Below are 24,685 nucleotides of genomic sequence, written 5' to 3'. Positions count from 1 at the left end.
GGTGCACGGCAGAGAGCGGGCTCCCGGCGATCCGGACGTCTCACCCGGTGAAGGCACCGAACCGGAGGTGGTGCGCGCCGGCGCCCGTCATGCCGCTGAGCAGCCGCTCCCCCTCTTCGGCCAGGGCCTCGCGGTCGGCGCGGCCGAGCCGGGCGAAGGGGTCGAGCTGAAGGGTCGCGGTGTCCCGGTCCTCCTTCAGCCGCCAGATCCCGGCGAGGAATCCGTCGAGGAGGAAGGTGCCGAAGTTCTGGTTGCCCTTGCCGTTGCGACCCCGGTACTCGGCGGGGATCACCCGCGTACGGTCCGCGTGTGCCAGCAGCAGATTGTCGAACTCGGGGAGAAATCGCGGCGGCGCCGGGGTGTCCTCGTCCGGCCGCGGTGCCTCCGGCAGATCGAAGAGTTCGGTTCCGGCGCTGTCACGGAAGGTGACGAGCTGCGGCCTCAGCCGTTCGAACACTTCACCCAGCCGGGTCAGTCCCGCCCACATCTGCATGTCCTTGACCGAGGCGGGACCGAAGGCGCTCAGATAGCGCAGCACGGTCGCATCGGGCGCGGGTACGGTCCCAGGCCCGCGGCCGAGCCACTGCTCGACGGTGGTGAGGGCGACCTGGCCGCTCCTGCCCCACAGCCCGCGCGGGGTGACCTGCACGAGCGGCAGGCGGCAGCGGGCGGCGACGGACAGGGCGAGCGGATCGGCGTCCGGCCACTCCGTGAGCAGCCGCTCGCGAAGCTCCTTCATGGTGCGGGGCCGCTCCTCGACGAGGTCGCGCGCCAGGTCGGCGAGCCGGTCCAGGTCGACCCCGGTGAGCCGGCCGCGGAAGGCCCTCAGCTCCCGCTCGCGGGCGGCCTGGACGAGGGGGCGCAGGGTGAGGGCGTCGTCGGCGGTGTGCAGATGGATGGTCGAACGCATGGTCACGATGCGTACGACCGCGCGGTCCGCCAGCAGACCGGACAGCTCCCGCGGGTCGAAACCGGCGAGCCGGGACCAGAGCTGGAAGTACGGGGGCCTGGTGTTCTGCGCCTGGAGACCGAGCAGATGGGTCACGGCTTCCTCGGCGGACCAGGGGGCACGGCGCAGCAGGAGCTGCCGGTCCAGGGTGGCGCGGTTGAGTGCGCGGGTACTCATCGGGGCCATGCCCGGGACGCTACTCCCGGTCGCGGACACCTCCTGTCCTCGATGCCGCATCCGGCCGGTCATGCTCGTGCCATTTGGCCCGTATATCCTGCACTGAAGCCAACCGGGGCCGGATCGCACCGGCCGAAGCAGAGCAGAAGCGGGAGGTGAGAGCCCATGCCGCTGTCCCCGAGGAACCGGAACTCCCGGAAGCACTCCTGGCGCAGGTCGGTCCCGTCCGCCGCGCCGAACCCGCCCGCCGAGACACCCCCCGCACCGACGGCGCCCGCGCCCGTACAGCTGGACAACACCAGCGTCGTCCAGGCCGCGCTGTACCGCGAGGGCCGCCGCGTCTCCACGCCCGACTCGCTCGCCGAAACCTTCCGGCAGCTGCGCGAGTACCCGGACGGCATGGCCTGGATCGGTCTGCACCGCCCGACGGAGGAGGAAATCCTCTCGCTGGCCGCCGAGTTCGATCTCCACCCGCTCGCGGTCGAGGACGCGCTGGAGGCGCACCAGCGGCCGAAGCTGGAGCGGTACGGCGACACGCTCTTCGTCGTCCTGCGCGCGGCGCGCTATCTGGACGCCCCGGAGGAGGTCGACTTCGGTGAGCTGCATGTCTTCGTCGGCAGGGACTTCCTGATCACGGTCAGGCACGGCGCCGCCCCCGACCTCTCCGCGGTACGCCGGCGCATGGAGGAGACCCCGGACCTGCTGGCGCTGGGCCCGGAGGCCGCGCTGTACGCGATCCTCGACGCGGTCGTCGACGGGTACGCGCCGGTGGTCGCCGGGGTGCAGATCGACATGGACGAGATCGAGACCGAGGTCTTCAGCGGCGACCCGGCGGTGTCCCGCCGCATCTACGAACTCTCCCGCGAAATGGTCGAGTTCCAGCGCGCCACCCGCCCCCTGGTGGGAATGCTGCACGCGCTGATGGCGGGCTTCGCGAAGTACGGCACCCACGAGGAACTACAGCGCTCGCTGCGCGACGTGGCCGACCACGTGACGCACACGAGCGAACGGGTGGACGGCTTCCGGCAGGCGCTCACCGAGATCCTCACGGTCAACGCGACCCTGGTGTCCCAGCAGCAGAACGCGGAGATGCGGGCACTCGCCGAGGCGGGTTTCGAACAGAACGAGGAAATCAAGAAGATCTCGTCGTGGGCGGCCATCCTCTTCGCACCCACGCTGGTGGGAACGATCTACGGCATGAACTTCGACAACATGCCGGAGCTGCACTGGTCGTTCGGCTACCCGTTCGCGATCGGCCTGATGGCGGTGGTGTGCGTGAGCCTGTACTTCATCTTCAAGAAGCGGGACTGGCTGTAGCGGCAAGCGCGGACCCATCGGTCAACGCCGCGTGTACGAGTGTTTTTGATACGAGTGTTGTTGAAGCGTTCCGCACTCCGTTGCGGGCTCGAACCCATGGGGTGGATTCGAGCCCGCTCCGTGCCGGCGTCCACGGACACCGTCAGCAGTTACCGGTCGGACGGGTGCTCGGCCGGCCTGCCGGGGTGTTCGTGGTGGGTCAGCTGATGGTTGTGTAGCCGGTGAAGTCCTGCTTCATCTCGACCTTCGCCTTGTGGTCGGTGGCCGGGTCGCGGTAGCCGATGAGTGTGGCTGCGCCGCCCGAGACCCGGGTGTACCAGAGGTCGAAGAAGCCGCTGTGGTCGGCGTCGCCCGGTGAGGTGATGAGGGGGTTGGCGGCCGTGGTGAAGCTGGAACCGGCCTGAACGCGCTGGGACTGGTCGGCCAGGCCGTCGCCGTCCTCGCCGGTGCCGCGGTAGATGTAGAGAGCGCCGGTGGTCCGGTCACGTGCGCCGAGGTCGACGTGGCCGTCGCCGTCGGTGTCGCCGGGGGCGAAGAGGTCCATGTTCGCCCAGTTGTCGTCGCCGATGAGGACGGGTTCGCGGTCCAGGTCGAGGCGGTTGTCGTCGGTGCCGTAGTACAGCCACAGCAGGTCACCCTGTTTGACGAGGAGGTCCGGGTGGCCGGGGGCGTCGGGTTCGCCGTCCCCGTCGGTGTCCAGCGGGCCGTCGACGTCGCCGATGGCGAGGATCTGATCGGCGCCCTGCCAGTGGTCGTTGGCCTCGTCGTAGAGGGTGAGTTCCTGCCGTACGCCTCCGGCCTCTTCCGTGCAGGCGGTGCAGGCGAAGCCGTATCCGTTGTTCGGGTGGATCCAGAGGCGGTCGGAGTTCGTGTCGGCGTCGTGGCGCAGGGCGATGAGGTCTTCGTAGCCGTCGTTGGTCCAGTCACCGCGGTGGGTGATCCGCACGTTCTTCCAGGTGGAGTTGGACGCGGTCGCGGTGCCGTCGCTGGCGGTGCCGTCTCCGGCTCCGTAGAAGCGGTGCAGGAGGCCGTCCTTGTCCACGGCCCACAGGTCGGGGTTGCCGTCACCGTTGATGTCGCCCGGCTGGTCGGGGCGTTCGGGGCCGAAGACGTAGAAGAGGTAGTCGGCGGGGTCGGAGACGTTGCCCGCCTGGTCGATGCTCTCGGCGTAGAAGTGGTGGCCGCCCGCGAGGGTCGGGGTCAGCTTGACGGTCACGCTCGCGCTGGTGGTGGCCGGAGTCAGGGTGCGTTTGGTCTTGTCGGTGTCGGTCCAGTACCGGTACTGGGCGACGTCCTTGACGCCACCGCTGCCGAGGGTGAACGTCCCCTCGGTGCGCACGTGGCCCGTGGTCGTGGGGACGCCGTCGGAGCCGTCGGGGAACTGCTTGGACACCACGGTGGGCGGTGTGCTGGGCCGGTCGGGGTCGAAGACGAAGCGGCAGCCGGCCGCGCCCTTGGTGGGGGTCCAGTCCGACGAGGCGGTCGCGTCGAGTGCCTGGGCCTTCCAGGAGAAGTTGCCGTTCGCCGTACCGACACCGGCGATGAGAGTGGCCTTCGGGACCTTGAGACGGGCGACCGTGCCCGAGGTCACGGAGACGGTCTGGTCGACGAGGATCTTGCCCTTGGGGTCGTCGTTGGGGTGGTGTCCGGTGGCCCAGAGGTTGAACCTGGCCTTGACCGTGCCGCCGTCCTTGTCGGTGACCTTGGCGTTCAGGTAGACGTCGGTGTTGCCGATCCGGCCGAAGGGGCTGACGTTGCAGGCCGTGTCGTTCTTGGTGGAGGGGCTGGTGTCCAGGCCGGTGGGAGCGCTGGGCGGGGTGTTGTACTGCGTCGACATGGCGGCGGACTTGGCGTCGAACTTCTTCCAGCCGTAGACGTCGGTCTCACTGCCGGCGGACAGCTCCAGGGTGATGGTGTTCCACTTGCTGGAGGCGGCGTCCTTGGCGCCCTTGGTCACGTCGAAGGCGAGGTTGCCCGCCGGGCAGCCCGAGCCCCAGCCCTTGGCGTCCGTGACGGCGTCCATCTTCTCCCGCCGGGTGGGACGGTTGTTCCAGGTGGTCGAGGCTCCGATCACCGCCGTGCGCCAGAGGTTCACGGGTTTTTTGGTGCACGACCAGGACCAGGTGTTCTTGATCCGGAAGGTGGACTTGACCACCTGCTTGTCCGTGCTCCACAGGTTCTTGGTGTTCATCCGGAAGTAGGAGCGCGCGAGCCCGTTGGTCTCGTTCTCGTAGCCGGACCGCGCCTCGGTCGTCTTGCTGCCGGAGCCGCCCCAGCCCGCCCCGTTGAAGAAGGAGCTGTTGGGGTACTTCTTGTACGCGATGGTCCACGAGTAGCGCGAGCCGTCGACATACGGGTCGATGAAGACCGGGTACCGGGTCCCCTCACCGGTCAACAGGTCCTGGTCCGGGGTCAGTTCCAGCGACTCGCCGTCGAGCTTGACGGGCATCGCCGACTGCCGTGCCCCGTGGGCGGGTTCGAACTCCGAGGCCGGCGGAGGCGGACCGGCCGGCTCGGCGGCGCTGCGGGCGGTGACGGCGGCGCCCGCGGAGGAACTGCTGTCCCACATGCGCGGGGTGGGGGCCGTGAAGAGGGTCTGCCCGGCCGGGTCGACCGCTGACAGGTTTCCGTGCTCGTCGGCATCGACCGAGACCCCGTCGCCCCGCACACGGTACGCGAGGGTGCGCAGCGCCGGGTCGGTGGCGGCCTCGGGGGTCTTGACGACGAGGAGTTGGGCGAAGCCCGAGGCGTCGGCACGCAGCTTGAGGTCGACTCCGGGCAGGACTTCCGGGTAGGTCGCGGTGTCGTCCTCGATGAGAGGTCGTGGCAGTGGGGCGGGCCACTTGAACGTCATGGCGCGCCCGTCGCGGCGGATGGTGGCCAGGGTGTCACCGCCTCCGCCGCCGAACTCCAGCCCGACGGTGGTCGCCCGGGGCCGGACGGAGCCGTCGGCTGCGCGGCTCAGACGGGTGTCGATGTCGACGAGCTTTCCGTCCTTGCGGGTCCATTGAGCGACGGCGTAGCGGTCCTCCGTGAAGGTCCCGTCCGGGTTCGCGAAGACCTGCGAGGTCTCCGTACGCCGTGACAGCACCTCGACCGGCTCGCCGCCGTCTGCCGCTTTCTGCGCCGCACGCGCTTCAGGCGTGGCGACGGCCGGGGCGGTGTCGTCCGCGGCAGCCGGCCCGGCGAGCACGGCCGGGCCGGTCAGCGCCGAGGCGAGAACAGCCGCTACGGCCACTCCAGTTGCCCATCTTCTGCGCCCATCAGTGCGCTTCATTACTGTTCCTATTCTTTGTCTTTACGAGCTGGAAGACCATACAACTCCCTTCCCTGGCTCGCTCCAGGCGACTCATCACCCCTCTTAAGTGAACTTTATCTTGCATGTCCGAATTGAACACTTTGATCGCTTCGCCGTGGAATCGCACGGGAAACGCACAGGCCACAGTGGTCGCAAGCGTGCCAAACTCGGTATTTTCGGGCCGGATTACTCGCCCTCCCGTGCCATTTACCGTACGTCGAACCGTCGTTCCGATAACGAATCCATGTCGACATAGACAGGCGCTTGTTGACCCAGTCTTTATGGTTGCTAAATTCCTTGCTCTCCATGTTGTGAAGATTGAGGAGCTGTTGTGCCTGAATGGCGAAGAGGGAGGCGAGGCGGTACACGCCTTGTCGGTGCGTCTCCGCGAGGAGTCGGACGTCGCGCCCGGTGGGTGGCCGGCACGCTGGCCGGATTGCTGGGCGCCGGGCTGATCGGTGGTCCGGTAGCCGCAGCGACCGGGCTGGACCTGATGGAGAGCACAAAGCCGAAACCTGTGCCGACGGCACAGGCCAGGACACACCAACTCGGGCTGAAGGACGAGACCCAAGGGCACGCCTGGAAGACACCGAAGGTGTCGTGGCCCAAGGCCGGGGTGGCCACGGTCCGTCTGCCGGAGGCCGACCGCTCCCGCGCGAAGGCGGGCACTCTCCCGGTCGAGATGAGGCGCTCCGGCTCCACCGGCTCCGCCCCGACGAAGGCCACGGTCCAGGTACTGGACCGAAAGGCAACCGAGCAGTTGGGGGTCGACGGGCTGCTTCTGGCCGTCCGCCCCGAGGCCGGAGCCCCGGGCAAGGTCGACGTACGGGTGGACTACGCGGGTGTACGCGGCGCCTACGGGGGCGACTGGGCCTCGCGCCTGACACTGCGTCGTCTGCCCGCCTGCGCGCTCACCGGGGCGACCAAGGGCTGCGGCACCGGGGAGGACCTGCCCGGTGTCGTCAACGACACGGAGGCGGGCACTCTCACCGCCACCGTTCCACTGGACGGGGCCGCCACGGCAGGCCAGGCCCCGGTGACCGAGGCGCCGCGTTCCGCACGTTCGGCAACGGGGCTCTCGGCAACCAGCGGCACGGTACTGCTGGCCGCGACGGCCTCCGCCTCCGGCCCCGCGGGTGACTTCGGTGCCACCTCGCTGGCCCCCTCGTCCACCTGGTCGGCAGGCGGCTCCAACGGCGGCTTCTCCTGGAACTACGCCCTGGACACCCCGGACGTTCCCGGCGGCACGCAACCGGACCTGGCACTGAGCTACAGCTCCCAGTCGGTCGACGGGCGTACGGCGGCCACGAACAACCAGGCGAACTGGATCGGCGACGGCTGGTCCATGGAGCCCGGGTACATCGAGCGCCGGTACATCTCCTGCGCCGACGACGTGAAGGACGGCAACGGCACCGCCAAGAGCGGTGACCTGTGCTGGAAGAGCGACAACGCGATCCTCAACCTCGGCGGCCAGTCCAACGTCCTGATCAAGGACGACAAGACCGGGGACTGGCACCTGGAGAGCGACGACGGCACGAAGGTCGACAAGCTCACCAGCTCGAACCGGGGCAACGGCGACAACGACGGCGAGTACTGGCGGGTGACGACCCCCGACGGCACGCGCTACTACTTCGGTTACAACCGTCTCCCCAACTGGGTCGAGGGCGATCCGGAGACCAACTCCACCTGGACGGTGCCGGTGTACGGCAACCAGAAGGGCGAGCCCTGCCAAGCGGACGCGTACAAGGACTCGTGGTGCAAGCAGGCGTGGCGCTGGAACCTCGACTACGTCGTGGACCCGCACTCCGACGCGATGGCCTACTACTGGAACAAGGAGTCCAACTCCTACGGCCGCGACGTCAATCCGGACACCGGCGCCTCCACCGCCACGCCCTATGACCGGGGCGGCTGGCTGGACCACATCGACTACGGGCTGCGCTCGAACGCGATGTACACCAAGAAGGCCGCGGCCAAGGTCACGTTCACGACGTCCGAGCGCTGCCTGAGCGACTGCGCGACCTTCGACAAGACCCATGCGAAGAACTGGCCGGACGTACCGTTCGACCAGTACTGCAAGGAGGGCGAGCAGTGCAAGGACCGCTACTCACCGTCCTTCTGGACCCGTAAGCGCCTGACGAAGATCGACACCTCGGTGCTCGTCGGCAGCGCCTACAAGCCTGTCGACTCCTGGGCGCTGGCCCAGCAGTTCCCCTCGACCGGCGACGGTTCCTCACCGGCCCTGTGGCTGGACTCGATCACCCGGACCGGGCACACCGGCACGGGCGACGTGAGCCTGCCCGCCGTCACGTTCCTGGGGCAGCAGCTCGCCAACCGCGTCGAGGGCGCGACGACCGGCGGACGGCCCGACCCGGTCCCGCCGCTGGTGCGCTACCGCGTGCACGCGGTGAACACCGAGTCCGGCTCGACCCTCGGCGTCACCTACTCGGCCCCGGACTGCAAGCCGGGCAGCATACCGAAGCCGGAGTCCAACACCCGGCGCTGCTACCCGGTGATGTGGTCCCCGCCGGACGCGCCCGCGGCCGAATACGAGCCGTACCTCGACTGGTTCCACTCCTACGTCGTCGACCAGATCCTGGAGAGCGACAACACGGGCGGCGCGCCCGTCAAGGAGACCGACTACACCTATCTCGACGGTCTCGCGTGGGCCAAGGAGCAGGGTGACGAGTTCACCAAGGCCAAGTACCTCACCTACGGCGACCGCAAGGGCTACGGCCGTGTCCAGGTCCGCACCGGGGCCCCGGCCGAGGGCAAGCAGACCCTCACCGAGTACCGCTACTTCAGGGGTATCGAAGGGGCCAAGGTCACCGACCACGAGGGCAAGACGGTCACCGACCACCCCGCCTTCACCGGGATGACCCGCGAGGAGGCCACCTACAACGGCGACGGCGAAACGCTGGAATCCACCCTCAGCCACACCCCCTGGCACTCCCCCGCCACCGCGACCCACACGCGCACCGGGCTGCCCACGCAGTACGCATACGCCACCGGGGACGCCTCGGAGACCAACCGCACCTCCCTGGGCGACGACAAGTGGCGCACCACGCGCACCGATCGCACCTTCGACGACAACGGGCAGATCCTGACCGAGTCCAACCTCGGCGACACCGCCGGGAGCGGCGACGAGGAGTGCACCACCACCTCGTACGCGAAGAACGCGGACAAGAACATCCTGACTCTCGTCAAGGAGATCAGGACCACCGCCGTGGCCTGCGATGCGACCGCGTCCCTGCCCGCCGACCTCGTCTCCGTCGAACGCCACTACTACGACGACGCCACCGGCCTCGACACCGCTCCCGTCAAGGGCGACGTGACACGGCTGGACGAGCAGGACGACAAGGGCACCGGCTACCTCACCACCGCCACCCACACCTACGACCAGCACGGCCGCGAACTGACCGACACCGACGCGGACGCGAAGACCACCAGGACCGCCTACACCCCGGCCACCGTCGCCGCACCGACCTCCAGCACCGTGACCAACGCGCTCGGTCACGCCGCGACCACGACGTACGACCCGGCCCGGGGCCTCGCGACAGCTGTCGTGGATCCCAACGGCAAGCGCTCCGACGCCGAGTACGACGGCCTCGGCCGCACCGTGAGGGCATGGACACCGAGCTGGCCGAAGAGCGCGCACGCCGACCAGCCCGCCACCGCGTACACGTACACGGTCTCCAGAACGGCCGCCAACGCGGTCGCCACCAAATCCCTGCAGTACGACGGCTCGTACGCGAGCACCTACGAACTGCTCGACGGCATGCTGCGCCCGCGCGAGACCCAGGCCCCGGCGCTGGGTACGAAGGACCGCCTGGTCACCGAGACGCTCTACGACACCCGGGGCAACGCCTGGAAGACCTACGACTCCTACTACGCGGAGGGCGCCCCGTCGACGGTGCTCACCAGCGCACCGGACAACAAGATTCCGTCCATGACGGAGAACGTGTACGACGGGATGAGCCGTGTGACGGCCGCGGTCGCCCGCACCTACGGGGACGAGACCCGGCGCACCCGCACCGAGTACGCCGGTGACCGCACCACCGTCATCCCGCCGGCGGGCGGGACGGCGACCACGACGGTCACCGACGCACTGGGCCGCACCAGCGAACTCCTGGAGTACACCGACGCCGCACGCACCGCGTCGCAGAAGACGGCATACACCTACGGCAAGTACGGCGAGCCGGTGAAGGTCACCGACCCGTCCGGCAACACCTGGACCTGGACCTTCGACGCCCGTGGCCAGCAGGTCAGCACCGATGACCCCGACAAGGGCCCCACGACCACCACGTACGACAAGCTCGGCCGTGCGGCGACGGTCACCGACGCCCGCGGGACCACGCTGACCACCACCTACGACGAACTCGGGCGCGAGACGGCCGTCAAGAAGGGGAGCACCACCCTCACCGCCCACACCTACGACACCGTCGCCAAGGGGCAGCCCGCCACCAGCACCCGCTACGTGGACGGAGCGGAGTACACCAGCGCCGTCACCGCCTACAACGACGCCTACGAGCCCACCGCGAGCAGCGTCACGATCCCGTCCGGAGCCGGAAGCGTCGCCGGGACCTACGACTGGACGTTCGGCTACAACAAGTACACCGGCCAGCAGGAATGGCTGAAGCAGCCCGCTGTCGGCAACCTCCCCGGCGAACGTGTCACCACGGTCTACGGACCGGGCAACCTGCCGCTCAAGAGCACCGCGGGAGCGGTGATCCTCGTCGGGAACAGCGTCTACGACGTGTGGTCGCGCCCCACCCGCACCGAGTACGGCGCCCTCGGCAAGAAGGTCTACCGCAGCCGCGCCTACGACCTGCAGACCGGCCGACTCACCCGGCAGACCACGGACCGTGATCTGGCACCCCAGCGCATCGACGACTCCACCTGGAGCTACGACGACGCCGGGAACATCACCGGGCTGACCACTGCCTCCGGGCAGGACGCCGCCCGCACCGTGGACACCCAGTGCTTCACCCAGGACGCCCTCGGCCGCCTGACCGAAGCCTGGACGGCGACCAAGGACTGTACGGCCAAGCCGTCCGCGGCCGGCGTCGGCGGACCCTCCGCCTACTGGCAGAGCTTCACCTACGACGCCCTGGGTAACCGCACCAAGCAGACCGACCACGGCACCGGGGTCCTCGCGGGCGCCGACAGCACGACCACCTACACCCAGCCCGCCGCGGGCAAGCCGCTCCCGCACGCGGTGCAGACCGCTGCCGTCAAGGGCGGCGCCGACGACGGCAAGAAGAGCACCTTCGGCTACGACAAGGCCGGCAACACCACCGACCGCACCCTCGCCGACAGACAGCAGAAGCTCGCCTGGGACGACGAGGGACACCTCAAGTCCCTCACCGAGAACGGCAAGAGCACCGACTACCTCTACGACGCCGACGGCGACCGGCTCCTGACCCACGAAGCCGACGGCAGTACGACCCTGAACCTGCCCGGGAACAACCAGCTCACCGTCACCGCGGCGGGCGTCAAGGACGCCACCCGCTACTACAGCCACGGCGACGAGACCGTGGCCGTACGCACCAGCAAGGGCTTCTCCTACCTCATCAACGACCACCAGGGCACGGCAACAGCTGCCATCGCAGCCGGCACCCTGGCCATCACCCGCCGCAAGCAACTCCCCTTCGGCCAGCTCCGCTCCGAGGAGAGCGAAACCCTCCCCGGTACCCGAGGCTTCGTGGGCGGCACCAACGACCCCACCGGCCTCACCCACCTCGGCGCACGCGAGTACGACCCCACCCTCGGCCGCTTCCTCTCCGTCGACCCCGTCATCGACACGGACGAACCAGCCCAGATGAACGCCTACTCCTACGCCCACAACAACCCCATCACCCAGTCCGACCCCACCGGCCTGCGTCCCCTCGGCCCCACCGACGGCGGCCAGTCGTCCGACGACCGCTGGGCAGCCGAACGCGGCATGAACGCCGGCTACACCTACAAGAACGGAAAATGGGTCTGGAACCAGACCCCGAAGAAGGACAAGGCGTCCCAGAAGAAGTACGCCGCGTACCGGGCCAACCCCGCCCACTACATGATCGACGATGGCAACGCCAAGGCCCAGCAGCGCAAGTACGCCGCTGAAAGCCGAAAGGCCGAGGCAGCACGGCAGAAGGCACAAGCCATCAAACGAGAGAACCAGAGAAAGGCTGCCCAGGCGGCACAGCGGAAGAAGGACGGCATCTTCGGAAGCATCATGAAGGGCAACTGGGGTGCCGCCTGGACGAACGCAAAAAATACAGGAGCAGCCCAATGGGTAGGCAATCACTGGGATGACATAAAGAACTACTCCGCAATCGTCGGCTTTGGAGTGTGCATCGTCGCAAGCGCCGGTACCTGCATCGCTGTGGGAGCCGGAATAGCCGCTGCTAAATTCCTCGGAGACGGTATCGGAACCGGAAACTGGGACGTTGCCGCGTTGTCGAAAGACCTCGCCTGGACAGCCGTTGGCGGCGGCAGCGCAGCCGTCTACGGCAGACTGGCCGGCGGCGCCAGAAGCTGGGGTGCCGCTTATCGAGGAAACGCGATCGCCCGCCTCCCACGTGCGTACCGTACGAAGGTGCCGGGCACCCGCGGCGTCGGCGGGGGCTCCAGGAGTTGGACATCAACTGATAGCCCAGGTGGGGCAATCGGCTGGGGCACCACATACGGCAACATGAGCGTCAACGCGATTTCCAATACGGTATTCTGCGGCTCAGGTAATGCCAGCGCAGGCTCCTACGGCGGAGTTTGCTAATCAAAATCATGGTGCGGGTGGGTGAGATGAACATCACTCACCCACCCGCACCAGTTGCGCGACAGTCGCGCAACCACCAGAAAGGGAAGGCGACCGTGCCGAAAAAACGCGAGGATGAAATCCTATGGAGGCTGTCTTTCAAGATAATCTCCTGGGTCAGCACCACCGGATTCGGACTCGTATCGGTAGGATTGCTCATTGGCTTCGCTTCCCACCCCGAGGGCGGAATGGCGATCGGCGTAGCCGTTTCCCTCTTCGTCATCGCGCTTATCCGACGCATCATGAGGTCGCGCATTGCGCTGAGTTCCGTAACCGTGACGGTCATTAATCCACTGATGACGCACACCGTGCCCTACAACAGCATCATCGAAGTACGCGGAGGAAACGGGGGGACACTCAATCTGGTCACACGGGAAGGTAAAGAGATCTACTCTACCGCATTCGGCGGATCAGTGATTGACACTTTCGTAGGATCGGCAAATCGCGCCGCAGAACGCATCGAGTGGCACATGAAAAAACGACGGAAGGGAGCGGTACCACCTCCGTTTTCGACTAGGTTCACAATCTCTCCGGTCGCTGACGCATGCTTCTTCATCGCCTTGGTATTCGCAATCATTGGCGGAATTCTGGGATTCTAAGGGCTGGTGAAGTCTCACCCCGATTCTCACGGAGCGCATGAGACCGCCGACGAGTTCCCGAGCCAGGCAGCTGTAGCCCTCATGGACCTCGCCCTTGGCCTGCGGGTGCTGGCGGAACCGCCACGCGTCGCCCTCACCGCACACGGCGGTCCGGGGAGCGGGCGGACTCGCCGGACAGCCCGGATCCGCTCTACGCCGAGTTCGAGGAACCTCTTCGCACAGGTCCCGCCGGTCGCCGGACCGGCCCGGTGTCTCAATTCACGTACCGGAATGTGAACCACCGTGCCCGCGCAGCGAACGACCCTCTAGTCTGACCCGTGCAGCTGGTTCGCCCTGTCCGCCAGGCAGGCGCGTCGCAAGAGGGAACCCGGTGGGAATCCGGGACTGCCCCGCAGCGGTGAGTGGGAACGACCGCCGTCATACGCACTGGGACCCGAGACGGGACCTGGGAAGCGACGGCCAGTAGGTGTCCGCCTCGGCGGACGCGCCCGCGAGTCCGAAGACCTGCCCGTTGCCCGTACGCGACCCCTCGCGTACGGATATCCCGGTGACCTCGTGGGCGGGTCGGCGTACACACCAGACGGACGGGCGCCTCAACGGCGCGACCGATCTGTCCGGTTCGCTACCCTTCGCGTCCGTGTCCCGTCTCCGGGATCTCAAGGAGTCATCTCGCGAAGGAGATTTCCGTGACAGCGAAGTCCGCAGCCGCGGCAGCACGGGCCACCGTGTACGGCTACCCCCGCCAGGGCCCGAACCGGGAACTGAAGAAGGCCATCGAGGGTTACTGGAAAGGCCGGGTCACCGCCGACGCCCTCCGGGAGACTGCGGCCGGTCTGCGCCGGTCCAACTGGCGTCAACTGGCGGATGCCGGTGTCCACGAGGTGCCCACGGGCGACTTCTCGTACTACGACCACGTCCTGGACACCAGCGTCATGGTCGGCGCCGTGCCCCGGAGGCACCGCGAGGCCGTCACCGCCGACGCACTCGACGGCTACTTCGCGATGGCCCGCGGCACCCAGGACGTGGCGCCGCTGGAGATGACCAAGTGGTTCGACACCAACTACCACTACCTCGTCCCCGAACTCGGCCCGGACACCGTCTTCACCACCGACTCCACCAAGCAGGTCACCGAGCTGACGGAAGCCCTCGCGCTCGGACACACCGCCCGGCCCGTGCTGGTCGGCCCCGTCACCTATCTCCTGCTCGCCAAACCCGCCCCCGGGGTGGCCGCCGATTTCGAGCCGCTCACCCTGCTGGACCGGCTGTTGCCGGTCTACGCCGAGGTACTCGCCGATCTGCGGGCCGCCGGCGCGCAGTGGGTACAGCTCGACGAGCCCGCACTGGTCCAGGACCGTTCCCCGGCCGAGCTGGGCGCCGCCGCCCACGCCTACCGCGAGCTCGGCGGCCTGAGCGACCGGCCCAAGTTGCTCGTCGCCTCCTACTTCGACCGGCTCGGCGAGGCGCTCCCCGTACTGGCGAAAGCCCCGGTGGACGGTCTGGCGCTGGACTTCACGGACGCTGCCGCCGCCAACCTCGAAGACCTCGCCGCCGTCGGCGGGCTGCCCGGCAAGCGGCTCGTCGCAGGGGTCGTCGACGGCCGCAATGTCTGGATCAACGACCACGAGAAGTCGCTGGCCACCCTCGCCACTCTTCTCGGTCTCGCCGACCGGGTCGACGTGGCTGCCTCCTGCTCCCTGCTGCACGTCCCGCTCGACACGGCGCCCGAGAGGGACATCGAACCGCAGATCCTTCGCTGGCTCGCCTTCGCCCGGCAGAAGACCGCCGAGATCGTCACCCTGACCAAGGGGCTGGCCCAGGGCACCGGCGCCATCACCGCGGAACTCGCCGCCAACCGGGCCGCTCTCGCCTCCCGGGCGGCCTCCCCCCTCACCCACGACCCGGCCGTACGCGCCAGGGCCGCCGCCGTCACCGACGCCGACGGCCGCCGCTCCCAGCCGTACACCGCGCGGGCCGCCGCCCAACGGGCCCACCTCGGGCTGCCGTTGCTGCCGACGACCACCATCGGCTCGTTCCCGCAGACCGATGAACTGCGCACGGCCCGCGCCGACCTGCGTGCGGGCCGGATCGACACGGCCGGTTACGAGGAGCGGATCAGGGCCGAGATCGGTGAGGTCATCTCCTTCCAGGAGATGACCGGCATCGACGTCCTGGTGCACGGCGAGCCGGAACGCAACGACATGGTCCAGTACTTCGCCGAACAGCTCACCGGCTACCTCGCCACCCGGCACGGCTGGGTCCAGTCCTACGGCACCCGCTACGTCCGCCCACCGATCCTGGCCGGCGACATCTCCCGCCCCGAACCGATGACGGTGCGCTGGACCTCGTACGCCCAGTCGCTCACCGACCGTCCGGTCAAGGGCATGCTCACCGGGCCCGTCACCATGCTCGCCTGGTCCTTCGTCCGTGACGACCAGCCACTCGGCGACACCGCCCGGCAGGTCGCTCTCGCCCTGCGCGACGAGGTGAACGACCTGGAAGTGAGCGGCAGTTCGGTCATCCAGGTCGATGAGCCCGCGCTGCGCGAGACCCTGCCGCTGCGGACCGCCGACCGTGCCGCGTACCTGGACTGGGCCACCGAGTCGTTCCGGCTCACCACCAGCGGGGTGCGTCCGGACACCCAGATCCACACCCACATGTGCTACGCGGAGTTCGGCGACATCGTCCAGGCCATCGACGACCTCGACGCCGACGTCATCAGCCTGGAGGCCGCCCGTTCCCACATGCAGGTCGCCCGTGAACTCGCCGCCCACGGCTACCCGCGCGAGGCGGGCCCCGGTGTGTACGACATCCACTCCCCACGCGTGCCCGACGCCGACGAGGCTGCCGCGCTGCTCCGCAAGGGACTGCGGGCCATTCCCGCCGAACGGCTGTGGGTCAACCCCGACTGCGGCCTGAAGACCCGTGGTTGGCCCGAGACCAGGGCGTCTCTGGAGAACCTGGTCACCGCGGCCCGCACGGTCCGCAGCGAGCTGCCCTCGTCCTGACCGAGAGGCGTGAGGAGGGCCGGGGCGTTCACGAGCGCCCCGGCCCCGGCCTCACCGGAAGGCCACCGAGTACGCCGAGTACGCCGAGTACGCCGAGGCCCCGCCGTACGCCGAAGACACCGACGGCACCGACGGCGGCTGGGACTTCCGAGAAGTTCACACGACCGGGGGCCGGAAGCCGGGAGCCGGGCACTGAGGGCCGGGCCAGCCTGTTACATGACGGTGACACAACGCCAACAACGCATGCGGGCCACACGTCGTCTTTTGATGTGAGACCCACACCAACGGTATTTGTCTCACCATTGCGTGAAATCAGAGCTCCTCGAAAGGAACACTCATGATCATCACCAAGCGGCACTCCCTGCGCATCGCTGCCGTCAGCACGCTCGCCGCCGCAACCGTCGCCCTGGCAGGTACCGCCGCGATGGCCGACTCCTCGCCCGCGCCCAGCGCGACCGTCGCGCAGCAGACCGTCGCCGCGAAGGCCACCATCACCGCGAAGCCGTCGGTGAGCTCCGTGAAGGCCTGGCAGCTCTTCCGCGTGACGGGCACCACGACCGGCCTCAAGGCGGGCTCCAAGGTGACCCTGCAGCAGAAGCAGGGCGCCAAGTGGGTCACCCTGCCCGCCTCTGCGCCCGTCAACCGCAACGGCAGCTACTCGCTGCGCGTCGAGCTCGGCATCAAGGGCAAGAACCAGCTGCGCATCGTCAGCGGGAGCACGGCCTCCCCGGTCTTCTACGTGACCGTGCGCTGACCGGCGGGCCTCCCGTCCGGCAGTGCCCCGGCGCCCCCGTGGGCTCCGGGGCACTGTCACGTTCACCGCACGCGGCGAACACCGAGCGGCGGTTGTCACCGCACGGGCCGAGCCGCTCGCCCGGACCCGGCGCTCGGCTACGCCACCGGACCGGCCCGCCGCCCTGCCCGCCGGTCCATCGCCAGCCAGACGCGGTCCCGGGTCACGGGCATCTCGGTGAAACGGATGCCGGTGGCGTCGTGCAGCGCGTTGGCGAAGGCGGGGGCCACCGGGTTGAAGGGGCTCTCGCTCATCGACTTGGCTCCGAGCGGGCCGATCGCGTCGGTCGTCTCCATGAAGTGGACCTCGGTCCGTGGTACATCGGCGTACTGCGGGAGGCGATAGCGCCGGAACGCCGCCGTGGTCACTTCACCGCGCTCGTCGAGCCGTACGGTCTCGAAGAGCGTGGCGCCCAGCGCCTGGGCGACACCGCCCTCGATCTGTCCCCGGCACTGCAGAGGGTTCATGACCTTGCCGGCGTCGGCCGCGTGGACGCTGCGCAGGATCTTCATCTCGCCCGTGTCCGGGTCGACGGCGATCCGGAACCACTGGGCGTTGAAGGCCACCGAACGCGGGCTGCCGCCCCAGTGGCCCTCCGCCGTGGTCTCGTGCTGCGCCCCCTGGGCACGGGCCGCCTCGTGGAGTTCCTTCAGCGTGACGGTGCGGCCGGCGCAGTCGAACGCCTCCGCGCCGAGCGTGCACAGGTGGCGGGCCACTCCGGTGTACCGGGCCGCGAAGGTCTTCAGGCGCCCGGCCAGGGCCTCCGCGGCCAGCAGGACCGCCTTGCCGGCCACGACCGTACCGGCCGAGCCGAAGGCCCCGGTGTCGTGGCGGACGACGTCGGTGTCGGACTGGCGGATGGCGATCCGGTCCACCGTGGTGTCGAGGGCGCCCGCGGTGATCTGCTTGTGGACGGTGGTGGTGCCGTTGCCGAACTCCGCCGTGCCGACGGCGATGTCGTACGTCCCGTCGGCGAGGAGGCTGACCGTCGCGTCGGCGTAGTGGCCGCCGGGCGGGCCGGTCGCGATCATCGCCATGGCCGTGCCCTGGCCGGTGAGCCATCCCTCCGGTACGTCGTCGGCGCTCCGGTCGTCCGCGATGGCCTGGCGGACGATCGACAGACACTGGGCGAGGCCGTACGAGGCGACGTGCAGGTCCTCCTCCTCGCCGATCGGACTGGCCATGTGATCGCCGGGGCCGATGATGTTCTTCTCCCGGAAGGCGAGCGGGTCCATGTCCAGGCGGCGGGCCAGCTCGTCCATGGCGGACTCGACGGCGAAGGTGACCTGGCCCAGGCCGTAGCCACGGAAGGCGCCCGCGGGGACGCCGTTGGTGTAGACGGAGTACGCGTCGACCTTCTTGTGCGGGGCCCGGTAGACGGCGAAGGACTCGCCGACGCTGTGGAACATCACGGCAGGGCCGTGGTTGCCGTACGCGCCGGTGTTGGAGACCACGCGCATCTGGATCGCGGTCAGCGTGCCGTCCGCACGGGCGCCCAGTTTGATGCGGATCGTGAACGGATGGCGGGTGGTGGCACCGTAGAACTGCTCGGCACGGGTGTATTCGAGCTTGACCGGACGGCGCAGCTTGAGCGCGGCGAGCACGACGATGTCCTCGGTCAGCATCTCCTGTTTGCCGCCGAAGCCGCCGCCCACCCGGCCCGCGACCACCCGGACCTCGTCCTCCGGAAGGCCGTAGAGCGCGCACAGCGCGCGCCGGGTCAGGAACGGGGTCTGCGTGCTGGAGCGCACGGTGAGCCGCTCGCCGGCGCCGTCGGCGCTGTCGTCCTTCGGCTCGAAGTAGGCGACGCAGCCGTGGGTTTCGAGGCTGGCGTGCTGGACGCGCTGTGTACGGAAGGTCTCCTCGTGGACGACCGCGGCTTCCGCGAATCCGTCGTCGACGCAGCCGATCTCGCCGTGCACCTCACCGGCCACGTTGTTCTCGACGCGGGCGATCCGCGCCTCCGGCCCCTTGCCGGCGTGGATGACGGGCGCGCCGGTGCGCATGGCCTCCTCGGGATCGGTGACGAACGGCAGCTCCTGGTAGGTCACTTCGATCCGTCGGCAGCCCTCTTCGGCCGCCTGCTCGCTCGTCGCGACGACGGCGGCGACGCGCTGGCCGATGTAGCGGACGGTGTCGTCCAGGACCCGGGTGTCGTCGGGGTCCGCGGTGGGGTGCTCGTGCCGGGCACTGGAGTACAGCGTGGCGGGGGCGTCCTCGTGGGTGAGGACGGCGTGGACGCCGGTGACACGGAGGGCGGCGGAGGTGTCGATGGCCAGGATGCGGGCGTGCGGGTGCGGGGAGCGCAGCAGCTTCATGTGGAGGAGGCCGGGGACCTCGACGTCGAAGGTGTACCGGGCGGTGCCCGTCACGACCTGGGGTCCGGCCGGGGCGCCGAGGCTCTTGCCCACCGCCTGCCCGGCGCAGGGGCGTTCGGTGTGTTTCACCCCGCGGACCGCGTCCTCGATGGCGCGATATCCGGTACAGCGGCAGATGTTGCCCTTGAAGGCCCGAGGGAGGTCGTCCAGTTTGCCGTCGTCGTGGGCGCACCCCTTCTCCTGTTCGAGGGCGGCCGTGGTCATCAGGAACCCGGCGGTGCAGAACCCGCACTGGAAGCCCTGGGCGTCCAGGAACTTCTGCTGTACGGGGTGGAGTTCGCCGTCCTTCCCGGCCAGGCCCTCCACGGTGGTGACCGACCGGCCCTGTGCCCGTACGGCCGGATAGAGACAGCTGTGGACCGGCTCGCCGTCCACATGGACCGTGCAGGCGCCGCAGTCTCCGGCGTCGCAGCCCTTCTTCACGCCGAACCAGCCGCGCTCGCGCAGATACGTACGCAGACACTGGCCGGGACGGGGCTCGGCTGCGAAGGGCTGGTCGTTGACCTGGATGTGGAAGCTCATCGCGCACCGTCCCGGGTGAGTTCGTGACGGACCTGCTCGGCGAGGTGGAAGGCCATGTGCCGCCGCCACTCGGGCAGCCCGTGGATGTCGTCGAACCAGTCGGCGTCGCCCACGGCCGACGTGATCGCCGCACGCAACTCGGCCCGGTCCGGCGGCAGGGCGAACCAGAGACGGAACGGCCGTCGGGTCGCGGCCGTGAGGGTCACGGCCAGCGAACCGTCCACCGGATCCAGCGTCCCGATGACGAGGGCGCCGGAACGCCCGAGACCGTAGAGCGACGCCTGCCGGAAAGCCGTACGGCACCGCAGTGAGCGGGCGGGAATCGTCACCGAGCGCAGCAACTCGCCCTCGGCCAGGTCCTTGCGGCCGGCTCCGGTGACGAAGCCGGTGGTCCTCACCTGCCGGACCGATCCGTCCTGGGCCCGGAGCAGGCACTCGCCGTCGAGGGCCGCGGTGAGGGAGATCATCGGGCCGGCTGGCAGGGCGTTGCAGAGGTTCCCGCCGACGGTCGCCATGTTCCAGATCTTGAACGAGGCGAGGAAGGCCCGGCAGCACTGCTCGATGAGAGGGGCGGCCGTCGCATCGAGCGTCCGCCCGAACCGGGACAGCTGCGCGATCGTGCACGTGGCTGCGATCTCCACCGAGTGGTCGGGCAGCGTCCGGAGCGGCTCCCAGCCCATCCGGCTCAGGTCCACCAACCGCCGCAGATGCGGCTGGGGTTCGGAGAAGAGGTACGTTCCGCCACCGAGCCAGGCGTCGCCCGGTCGCCAGGGCTCGTGACCGCGTGCGTCCCGGATGTCGAGAACCGTGTTCAGATCCATGTCTCCACCGCCGTCGGCTGCTGCTTGCCTGCTCAGTGAAGCGGGACCGGAGGCCGAAAACGACTGGTGCGCAACACGGAAAATCTCCAGCCCGGCCGACCCCGTCCTGGTGGATCAACCAAGAGGATTCTCCTTCTTGTCCCTTGCATTTACGATGGCCCGACTCGTGTCCACCTCGTGGATGTGAGAAGCCGGAGCACTGTCCGGTGGCCGTACAAGGAGTCAGCGCATGCACGTCGGAGACCTCCTCCAGATCGAGGGGCTCGATCTCACCCTCGTCTGGGGTGGCGAGAATCTACTCAGCCAGGTGATCAGCGGCGTGACCGCGACCGACCTGGAGGATCCCGCCCGTTTTCTCCAGCCCGGAGAGATCGTGCTCAGCGGTCTGGTGTGGTGGAACGAAGCGGACGGCCAGGTGAGGACCGAGCGCTTCGTCTCCGCACTGGCGGAGGCCGGAGCCACCGCGCTGCTCGCCGGGGAGGAGACCCACGGCGCCGTCCCCGTCGACATCGTCAACTCCTGCCGTGAGCACGGCATCGCGCTGCTGGCCGTGCCGGCGCGCACCAGCTTCCGGGCCGTCACCGACGTCGTGTACCGGCGCCAGTGGGGCGACCTCAGCCGCCGCCCGGCGGACCACTTCGCCCTGCCGGAGAACGTACGCAGCGATCTCGGCCGCCTCGTCGATCTCGGCACCGACGCCGGTGAGATCCTCGGGCGGGCGCTCGCCCCGTTCGGTACGCCGCCGTGCTACGTGCTCACCAGCACCGGGCGCACGATCGCCCGCACCGCGTCGGCCCCCGAGCTGACGGCGGCGCGGGCCGTGGAGAACCTGCGCAGCCTCACCGGCGAAACGCTGCGGGTCCAGGCCGAGACCACCCCGTACGACGCCTGGTACCTCCATGTGCCGGAGGCCGGCGGGGTGCCTCCCCGGGCCCTGCACGAGACAGCCGAGGTCATCGGCCAGTACCGCCACCATCACTACCGCAGGCACTCGGGCCGGCGCCGGACCGGGCAGGACCTGGTCGCCCTCGTCGGCAGGGGGGACGCCGGTACCGGAGCTCTGGCGAACGCCCTTGAATCCTGTGGGCCGCTGGCCCGGGGACCCTGGCGGGTGGTGGTCACGACCACCGGCGGGCGGCTCGCGGGCAGTGGCGCCGAGGAGGCGCTCGGAGAGGCACTTCAGCACCTCCCTTCCCCGGTCTTCGCGGTCGGCACCACGCCGGACGCGGAAGCCGTCGCCGTCGTACGGAGTGACGTCGAGAGCGCCCTCTCGCTGGGCGAGCCCTGGTCCCTGCTGCACGGCTGTCGGCCCGAGACTCCCCTGTACGCCGGCGTCAGCGCCGTCACCACGGAGCCCACCGGACTCCACGCCGCCCTCACCCAGGCCCGTTACGCGCTGGCGGCGGCACGGCAGAGCTCCCCGACGACCGGGCGCGTGACCAGCGTCGAGGAACTCTCCTCGCTGGAGTCACTCCTGGCCGGCATCCCCGCCGACGTCCGGGCGATCTTCAGCGGCACGACCCTCGGGCCGCTCGCGCGGAGCGACACGGCCTCGCACCACATGCTGCTGCACACCCTGGAGGTCTTCCTCGCGCACAACTGCTCCTGGGCCCGCACCGCCGAAGCCCTGCATCTGCACGTCAACACCGTCCACTACCGCATCGAACGCGTCCAGGCCCTCACGGGACGGGATCTCGCCCGCCTCGACCACAAGCTGGACCTGCGCGCCGCGCTGCTGTGCCGCTGAGACGGCACCGAGATGCCACTGGGACAGCGCAGGTTCAAGGAGTGTCGATGTGCACGTTGGTCGACTTCACCCGCGCGGTGACGGTGACACCGACCTCGATGCCGAGTTCCTCGACGGACTCCCGCGTCACGAGCGAGACGATCCGGTGCGGTCCGGACTGGATCTCGACCTGCGCGGCGACGTCGTCGAGCGCCACCCGCGTCACGATCCCCGGGAAGGCGTTCCGTACCGAAGTGGCCACGGCGCTCTCCGGCAGCGCGTGCATGCCCTGCGCCCGCTCCTTCGCGAAGGCCGCCAGGCTCACCCCGTCGATCGCACGGTTTCCCGGCCCTTCCCTGTCCATGCGCAGGCGTCCGGAGTCGGCCCACCTCCGGACGGTCTCCGAACTCACGCCCAGCAGCCTCGCTGCCTGCCCAATGCTGTACGACGGCACACAGCGCACTCTAGTGCCGTTCCCGGCAAGCTCTGCCCTGCCGTCGAACTGCCCTCTGCCGCACGGCGTTCTCCACGTCGGCGCGGGAACCGGATCCTACGAAGGCGCCGCCCATGCGGTCACCACGGTCGAACCGTCCGCGTCCATGCGTCCCCGGCGCCCCGCCTTCAGAGCCGCCCGCTCGACTCCTGCCACTCCTGTGCGTACTCGTTGAAGATCGACCTCAGGTGGTGGCCGATCTTCAGGTAGTCCAGGTCGTCCAGGTTGGCCAGCGACACCCGGACCGACCACTCCGGTCCGTCGAAGCCGCCGCCGTTGAGCAGGACCACGGAGGTCTGCGCGGCCAGCCGGAACAGCGGGTCGACCGGTTCGTAGGCGGCTTCGAGGTACTCGGCGAACGGTTTGCCGTGGATGCGCTCCGCCTCCGCGAGCAGATCGAGTTCGATGTAGTAGCCGGCTCGTTTCGGATCCTCGGAGATCTTCATGTGCGCGCCCTCCAGCAGGAGTTGCAGCCGCTGCTGGACGATCGCGCGGATCCGTTCCTTGTAGGCCTGCCCCTCGTCGAGCATGTCGAAGAGCGAGAAGAGCGCCATCATCACCTGCTGCGGCAGGGAGAGTCCGGCGGTGTGGTTCAGCGCCACCTGGCGGGAGTCGGCGACCAGCCGGTCGATGAACCTGATCTTCTCCGGTTCCAGGGACAGCGTCCCGTACCGCCTGTTCAGCGCGGCCTTCTCCTGCGGGCCGAGTTCCGCCAGCATCGTGTCGATGACGTTGTCGTCGTGCAGCCCGATGACGCCGAGCCGCCACCCGGTGGCCCCGTAGTGCTTGGAGTACGAGTACACGAGCAGCGTGTTGCGTGGCAGATCGGCGGCCAGTGAGCGGAAGCCTTCCACGAACGTGCCGTACACATCGTCCGTGACGACGATCAGCTCCGGGTTCGGCCCGTCGACGATGGAGACGATCTGTTCGGTGACCTTCGGGGAGAGCGCCAGCGAGGGTGGATTGCTCGGGTTGACGCAGCAGACCAGCCTGACCGCCGGGTCGGCGAGCTTCGCGATCTCCTCGGGCGGGTAGCGCCACTGGCGGACCCCCGTCTCCGCGAAGAGACTCGCCTCGATCCGCACCACGTCGAATCCGTACGTGTCCAGCTCGGGGATCTCCACGTACGGCGTGAAGACCGGCACCATCAGGGCGATCCGGTCCCCCTTCTTCAGGATGCCGTTCTTCATCAGCGAGTCGAAGATGTAGCACATCGCCGCAGTCCCGCCTTCGGTGGCGAACAGGCTGAGCCGCTGCCCCGCCGGCGGGCGCCCGTCGAAGATCTCGTCCGCGAGGTAGCCGCGCACGATCTCCTCGGTGTGGTGCAGGATGCGGTCCGGCACCGGGTAGTTGTCGCCGATCGACGAGTCCGTCATCTCATGGACGAAGGCGTCGGGTTCGAAGCCGAAGCGCTCGACCGCCAGGTCGAAGCTCGCCTTGAGCAGCTCGATGCCGGGCAGTTCGGGGTGCGTACGCACGAAGGATGCGAAGCGGCGCGCGCATCCGCTCTCCTCCGGCATCCCGCCGAGGTTGTCGGCGGTCCACACCCGGCGGGACTCGGCGAGCGAGAAGTAGCCGAGGGCGTGGAAGGCCTCGCGGGGGCCGGTGGCCACCCAGTTGGGGTTGCCGCGTCCCGCGTTGAGCATGGCCCGGGTGGTCTTGCCCTTCTGGCCGGGCTTGTCGCTCTGCGCGGACCGGGCGATCTCGATGAACTTGTCCTTCAGCTCGAACGGGCTGAGCCGGGCGAACGACTTGATCTCCGCACGGCTGAAGCTGCTCTGGGTCATCGGTTGGTCCGCTCCTGAAATTCG

12 protein-coding genes and 1 riboswitch are annotated in these 24,685 nt (G+C 68.9%); of the genes, 6 read left to right on the top strand and 6 right to left on the bottom strand.

Annotated elements, in window-relative coordinates; translation table 11 throughout:
- Positions 1 to 40: 40 nt before the first annotated feature.
- On the bottom strand, positions 41 to 1,135 hold the full coding sequence (locus NBY69_RS34080; protein ID WP_250305948.1) for a winged helix DNA-binding domain-containing protein: 1,095 nt from the start codon (positions 1,133 to 1,135) through the stop codon (positions 41 to 43).
- A gap of 156 nt (positions 1,136 to 1,291) precedes the next feature.
- Between NBY69_RS34080 and NBY69_RS34075 the strand changes: the two genes are divergently transcribed.
- The gene (locus NBY69_RS34075; protein WP_250305946.1) at positions 1,292 to 2,443 is read left to right on the top strand and encodes a magnesium and cobalt transport protein CorA; all 1,152 of its coding nucleotides are present in this window, start codon (positions 1,292 to 1,294) and stop codon (positions 2,441 to 2,443) included.
- Between the two features lie 199 nt (positions 2,444 to 2,642).
- Here the strand turns inward: NBY69_RS34075 and NBY69_RS34070 are convergent, their stop codons facing one another.
- Positions 2,643 to 5,681 carry an FG-GAP-like repeat-containing protein gene (locus NBY69_RS34070; protein ID WP_250305944.1) on the bottom strand — a complete coding sequence of 1,013 codons (3,039 nt, stop codon included), beginning with the start codon at positions 5,679 to 5,681 and terminating at the stop codon, positions 2,643 to 2,645.
- A 475-nt stretch (positions 5,682 to 6,156) separates the two neighbouring features.
- Between NBY69_RS34070 and NBY69_RS37475 the strand changes: the two genes are divergently transcribed.
- The 4 genes from NBY69_RS37475 (at position 6,157) to NBY69_RS34045 (ending at position 16,895) form a co-directional block, all read left to right on the top strand.
- Positions 6,157 to 12,498 (top strand): RHS repeat-associated core domain-containing protein, encoded by a 6,342-nt coding sequence (locus NBY69_RS37475; RefSeq protein ID WP_284350091.1) that lies wholly within the window; start codon positions 6,157 to 6,159, stop codon positions 12,496 to 12,498.
- Between the two features lie 17 nt (positions 12,499 to 12,515).
- Positions 12,516 to 13,136: a hypothetical protein gene (locus NBY69_RS34055; RefSeq protein ID WP_250305943.1), complete on the top strand. Its 621-nt coding sequence runs from the start codon at positions 12,516 to 12,518 to the stop codon at positions 13,134 to 13,136.
- Between the two features lie 307 nt (positions 13,137 to 13,443).
- A riboswitch (cobalamin riboswitch) is annotated at positions 13,444 to 13,663 on the top strand.
- A 159-nt stretch (positions 13,664 to 13,822) separates the two neighbouring features.
- Positions 13,823 to 16,141, top strand: coding sequence for a 5-methyltetrahydropteroyltriglutamate--homocysteine S-methyltransferase (gene metE, locus NBY69_RS34050; protein ID WP_250305941.1), 2,319 nt, complete (start codon positions 13,823 to 13,825; stop codon positions 16,139 to 16,141).
- Between the two features lie 337 nt (positions 16,142 to 16,478).
- Positions 16,479 to 16,895: a hypothetical protein gene (locus NBY69_RS34045; protein ID WP_250305940.1), complete on the top strand. Its 417-nt coding sequence runs from the start codon at positions 16,479 to 16,481 to the stop codon at positions 16,893 to 16,895.
- Positions 16,896 to 17,032: 137 nt separating this feature from the next.
- Here the strand turns inward: NBY69_RS34045 and NBY69_RS34040 are convergent, their stop codons facing one another.
- Together NBY69_RS34040 and NBY69_RS34035 are read right to left on the bottom strand one after the other, a co-directional pair.
- Positions 17,033 to 19,834 carry a molybdopterin-dependent oxidoreductase gene (locus NBY69_RS34040; protein WP_250305939.1) on the bottom strand — a complete coding sequence of 934 codons (2,802 nt, stop codon included), beginning with the start codon at positions 19,832 to 19,834 and terminating at the stop codon, positions 17,033 to 17,035.
- On the bottom strand, positions 19,831 to 20,655 hold the full coding sequence (locus NBY69_RS34035) for a xanthine dehydrogenase family protein subunit M (RefSeq protein WP_250305937.1): 825 nt from the start codon (positions 20,653 to 20,655) through the stop codon (positions 19,831 to 19,833). Before NBY69_RS34035 ends, NBY69_RS34040 begins: the two co-directional genes overlap by 4 nt.
- A gap of 229 nt (positions 20,656 to 20,884) precedes the next feature.
- Between NBY69_RS34035 and NBY69_RS34030 the strand changes: the two genes are divergently transcribed.
- Positions 20,885 to 22,402 (top strand): PucR family transcriptional regulator, encoded by a 1,518-nt coding sequence (locus NBY69_RS34030; protein WP_250305934.1) that lies wholly within the window; start codon positions 20,885 to 20,887, stop codon positions 22,400 to 22,402.
- Between the two features lie 34 nt (positions 22,403 to 22,436).
- Here the strand turns inward: NBY69_RS34030 and NBY69_RS34025 are convergent, their stop codons facing one another.
- A complete protein-coding gene (locus NBY69_RS34025) occupies positions 22,437 to 22,835 on the bottom strand; it encodes a molybdopterin-binding protein (protein WP_250305931.1) in 399 nt (132 codons plus the stop codon).
- Positions 22,836 to 23,002: 167 nt separating this feature from the next.
- Positions 23,003 to 24,661, bottom strand: a complete 1,659-nt coding sequence (locus NBY69_RS34020) for a bifunctional aspartate transaminase/aspartate 4-decarboxylase (protein ID WP_250305929.1) — start codon at positions 24,659 to 24,661, stop codon at positions 23,003 to 23,005.
- Positions 24,662 to 24,685: the final 24 nt, after the last annotated feature.

It is taken from the genome of Streptomyces sp. A 4/2 (assembly GCF_940670765.1).
Taxonomy (GTDB): Bacteria; Actinomycetota; Actinomycetes; order Streptomycetales; family Streptomycetaceae; genus Streptomyces.
The sequence above is the reverse complement of the archived record's forward strand: the minus strand, read 5'-3'. Positions and strand labels throughout refer to the sequence as shown.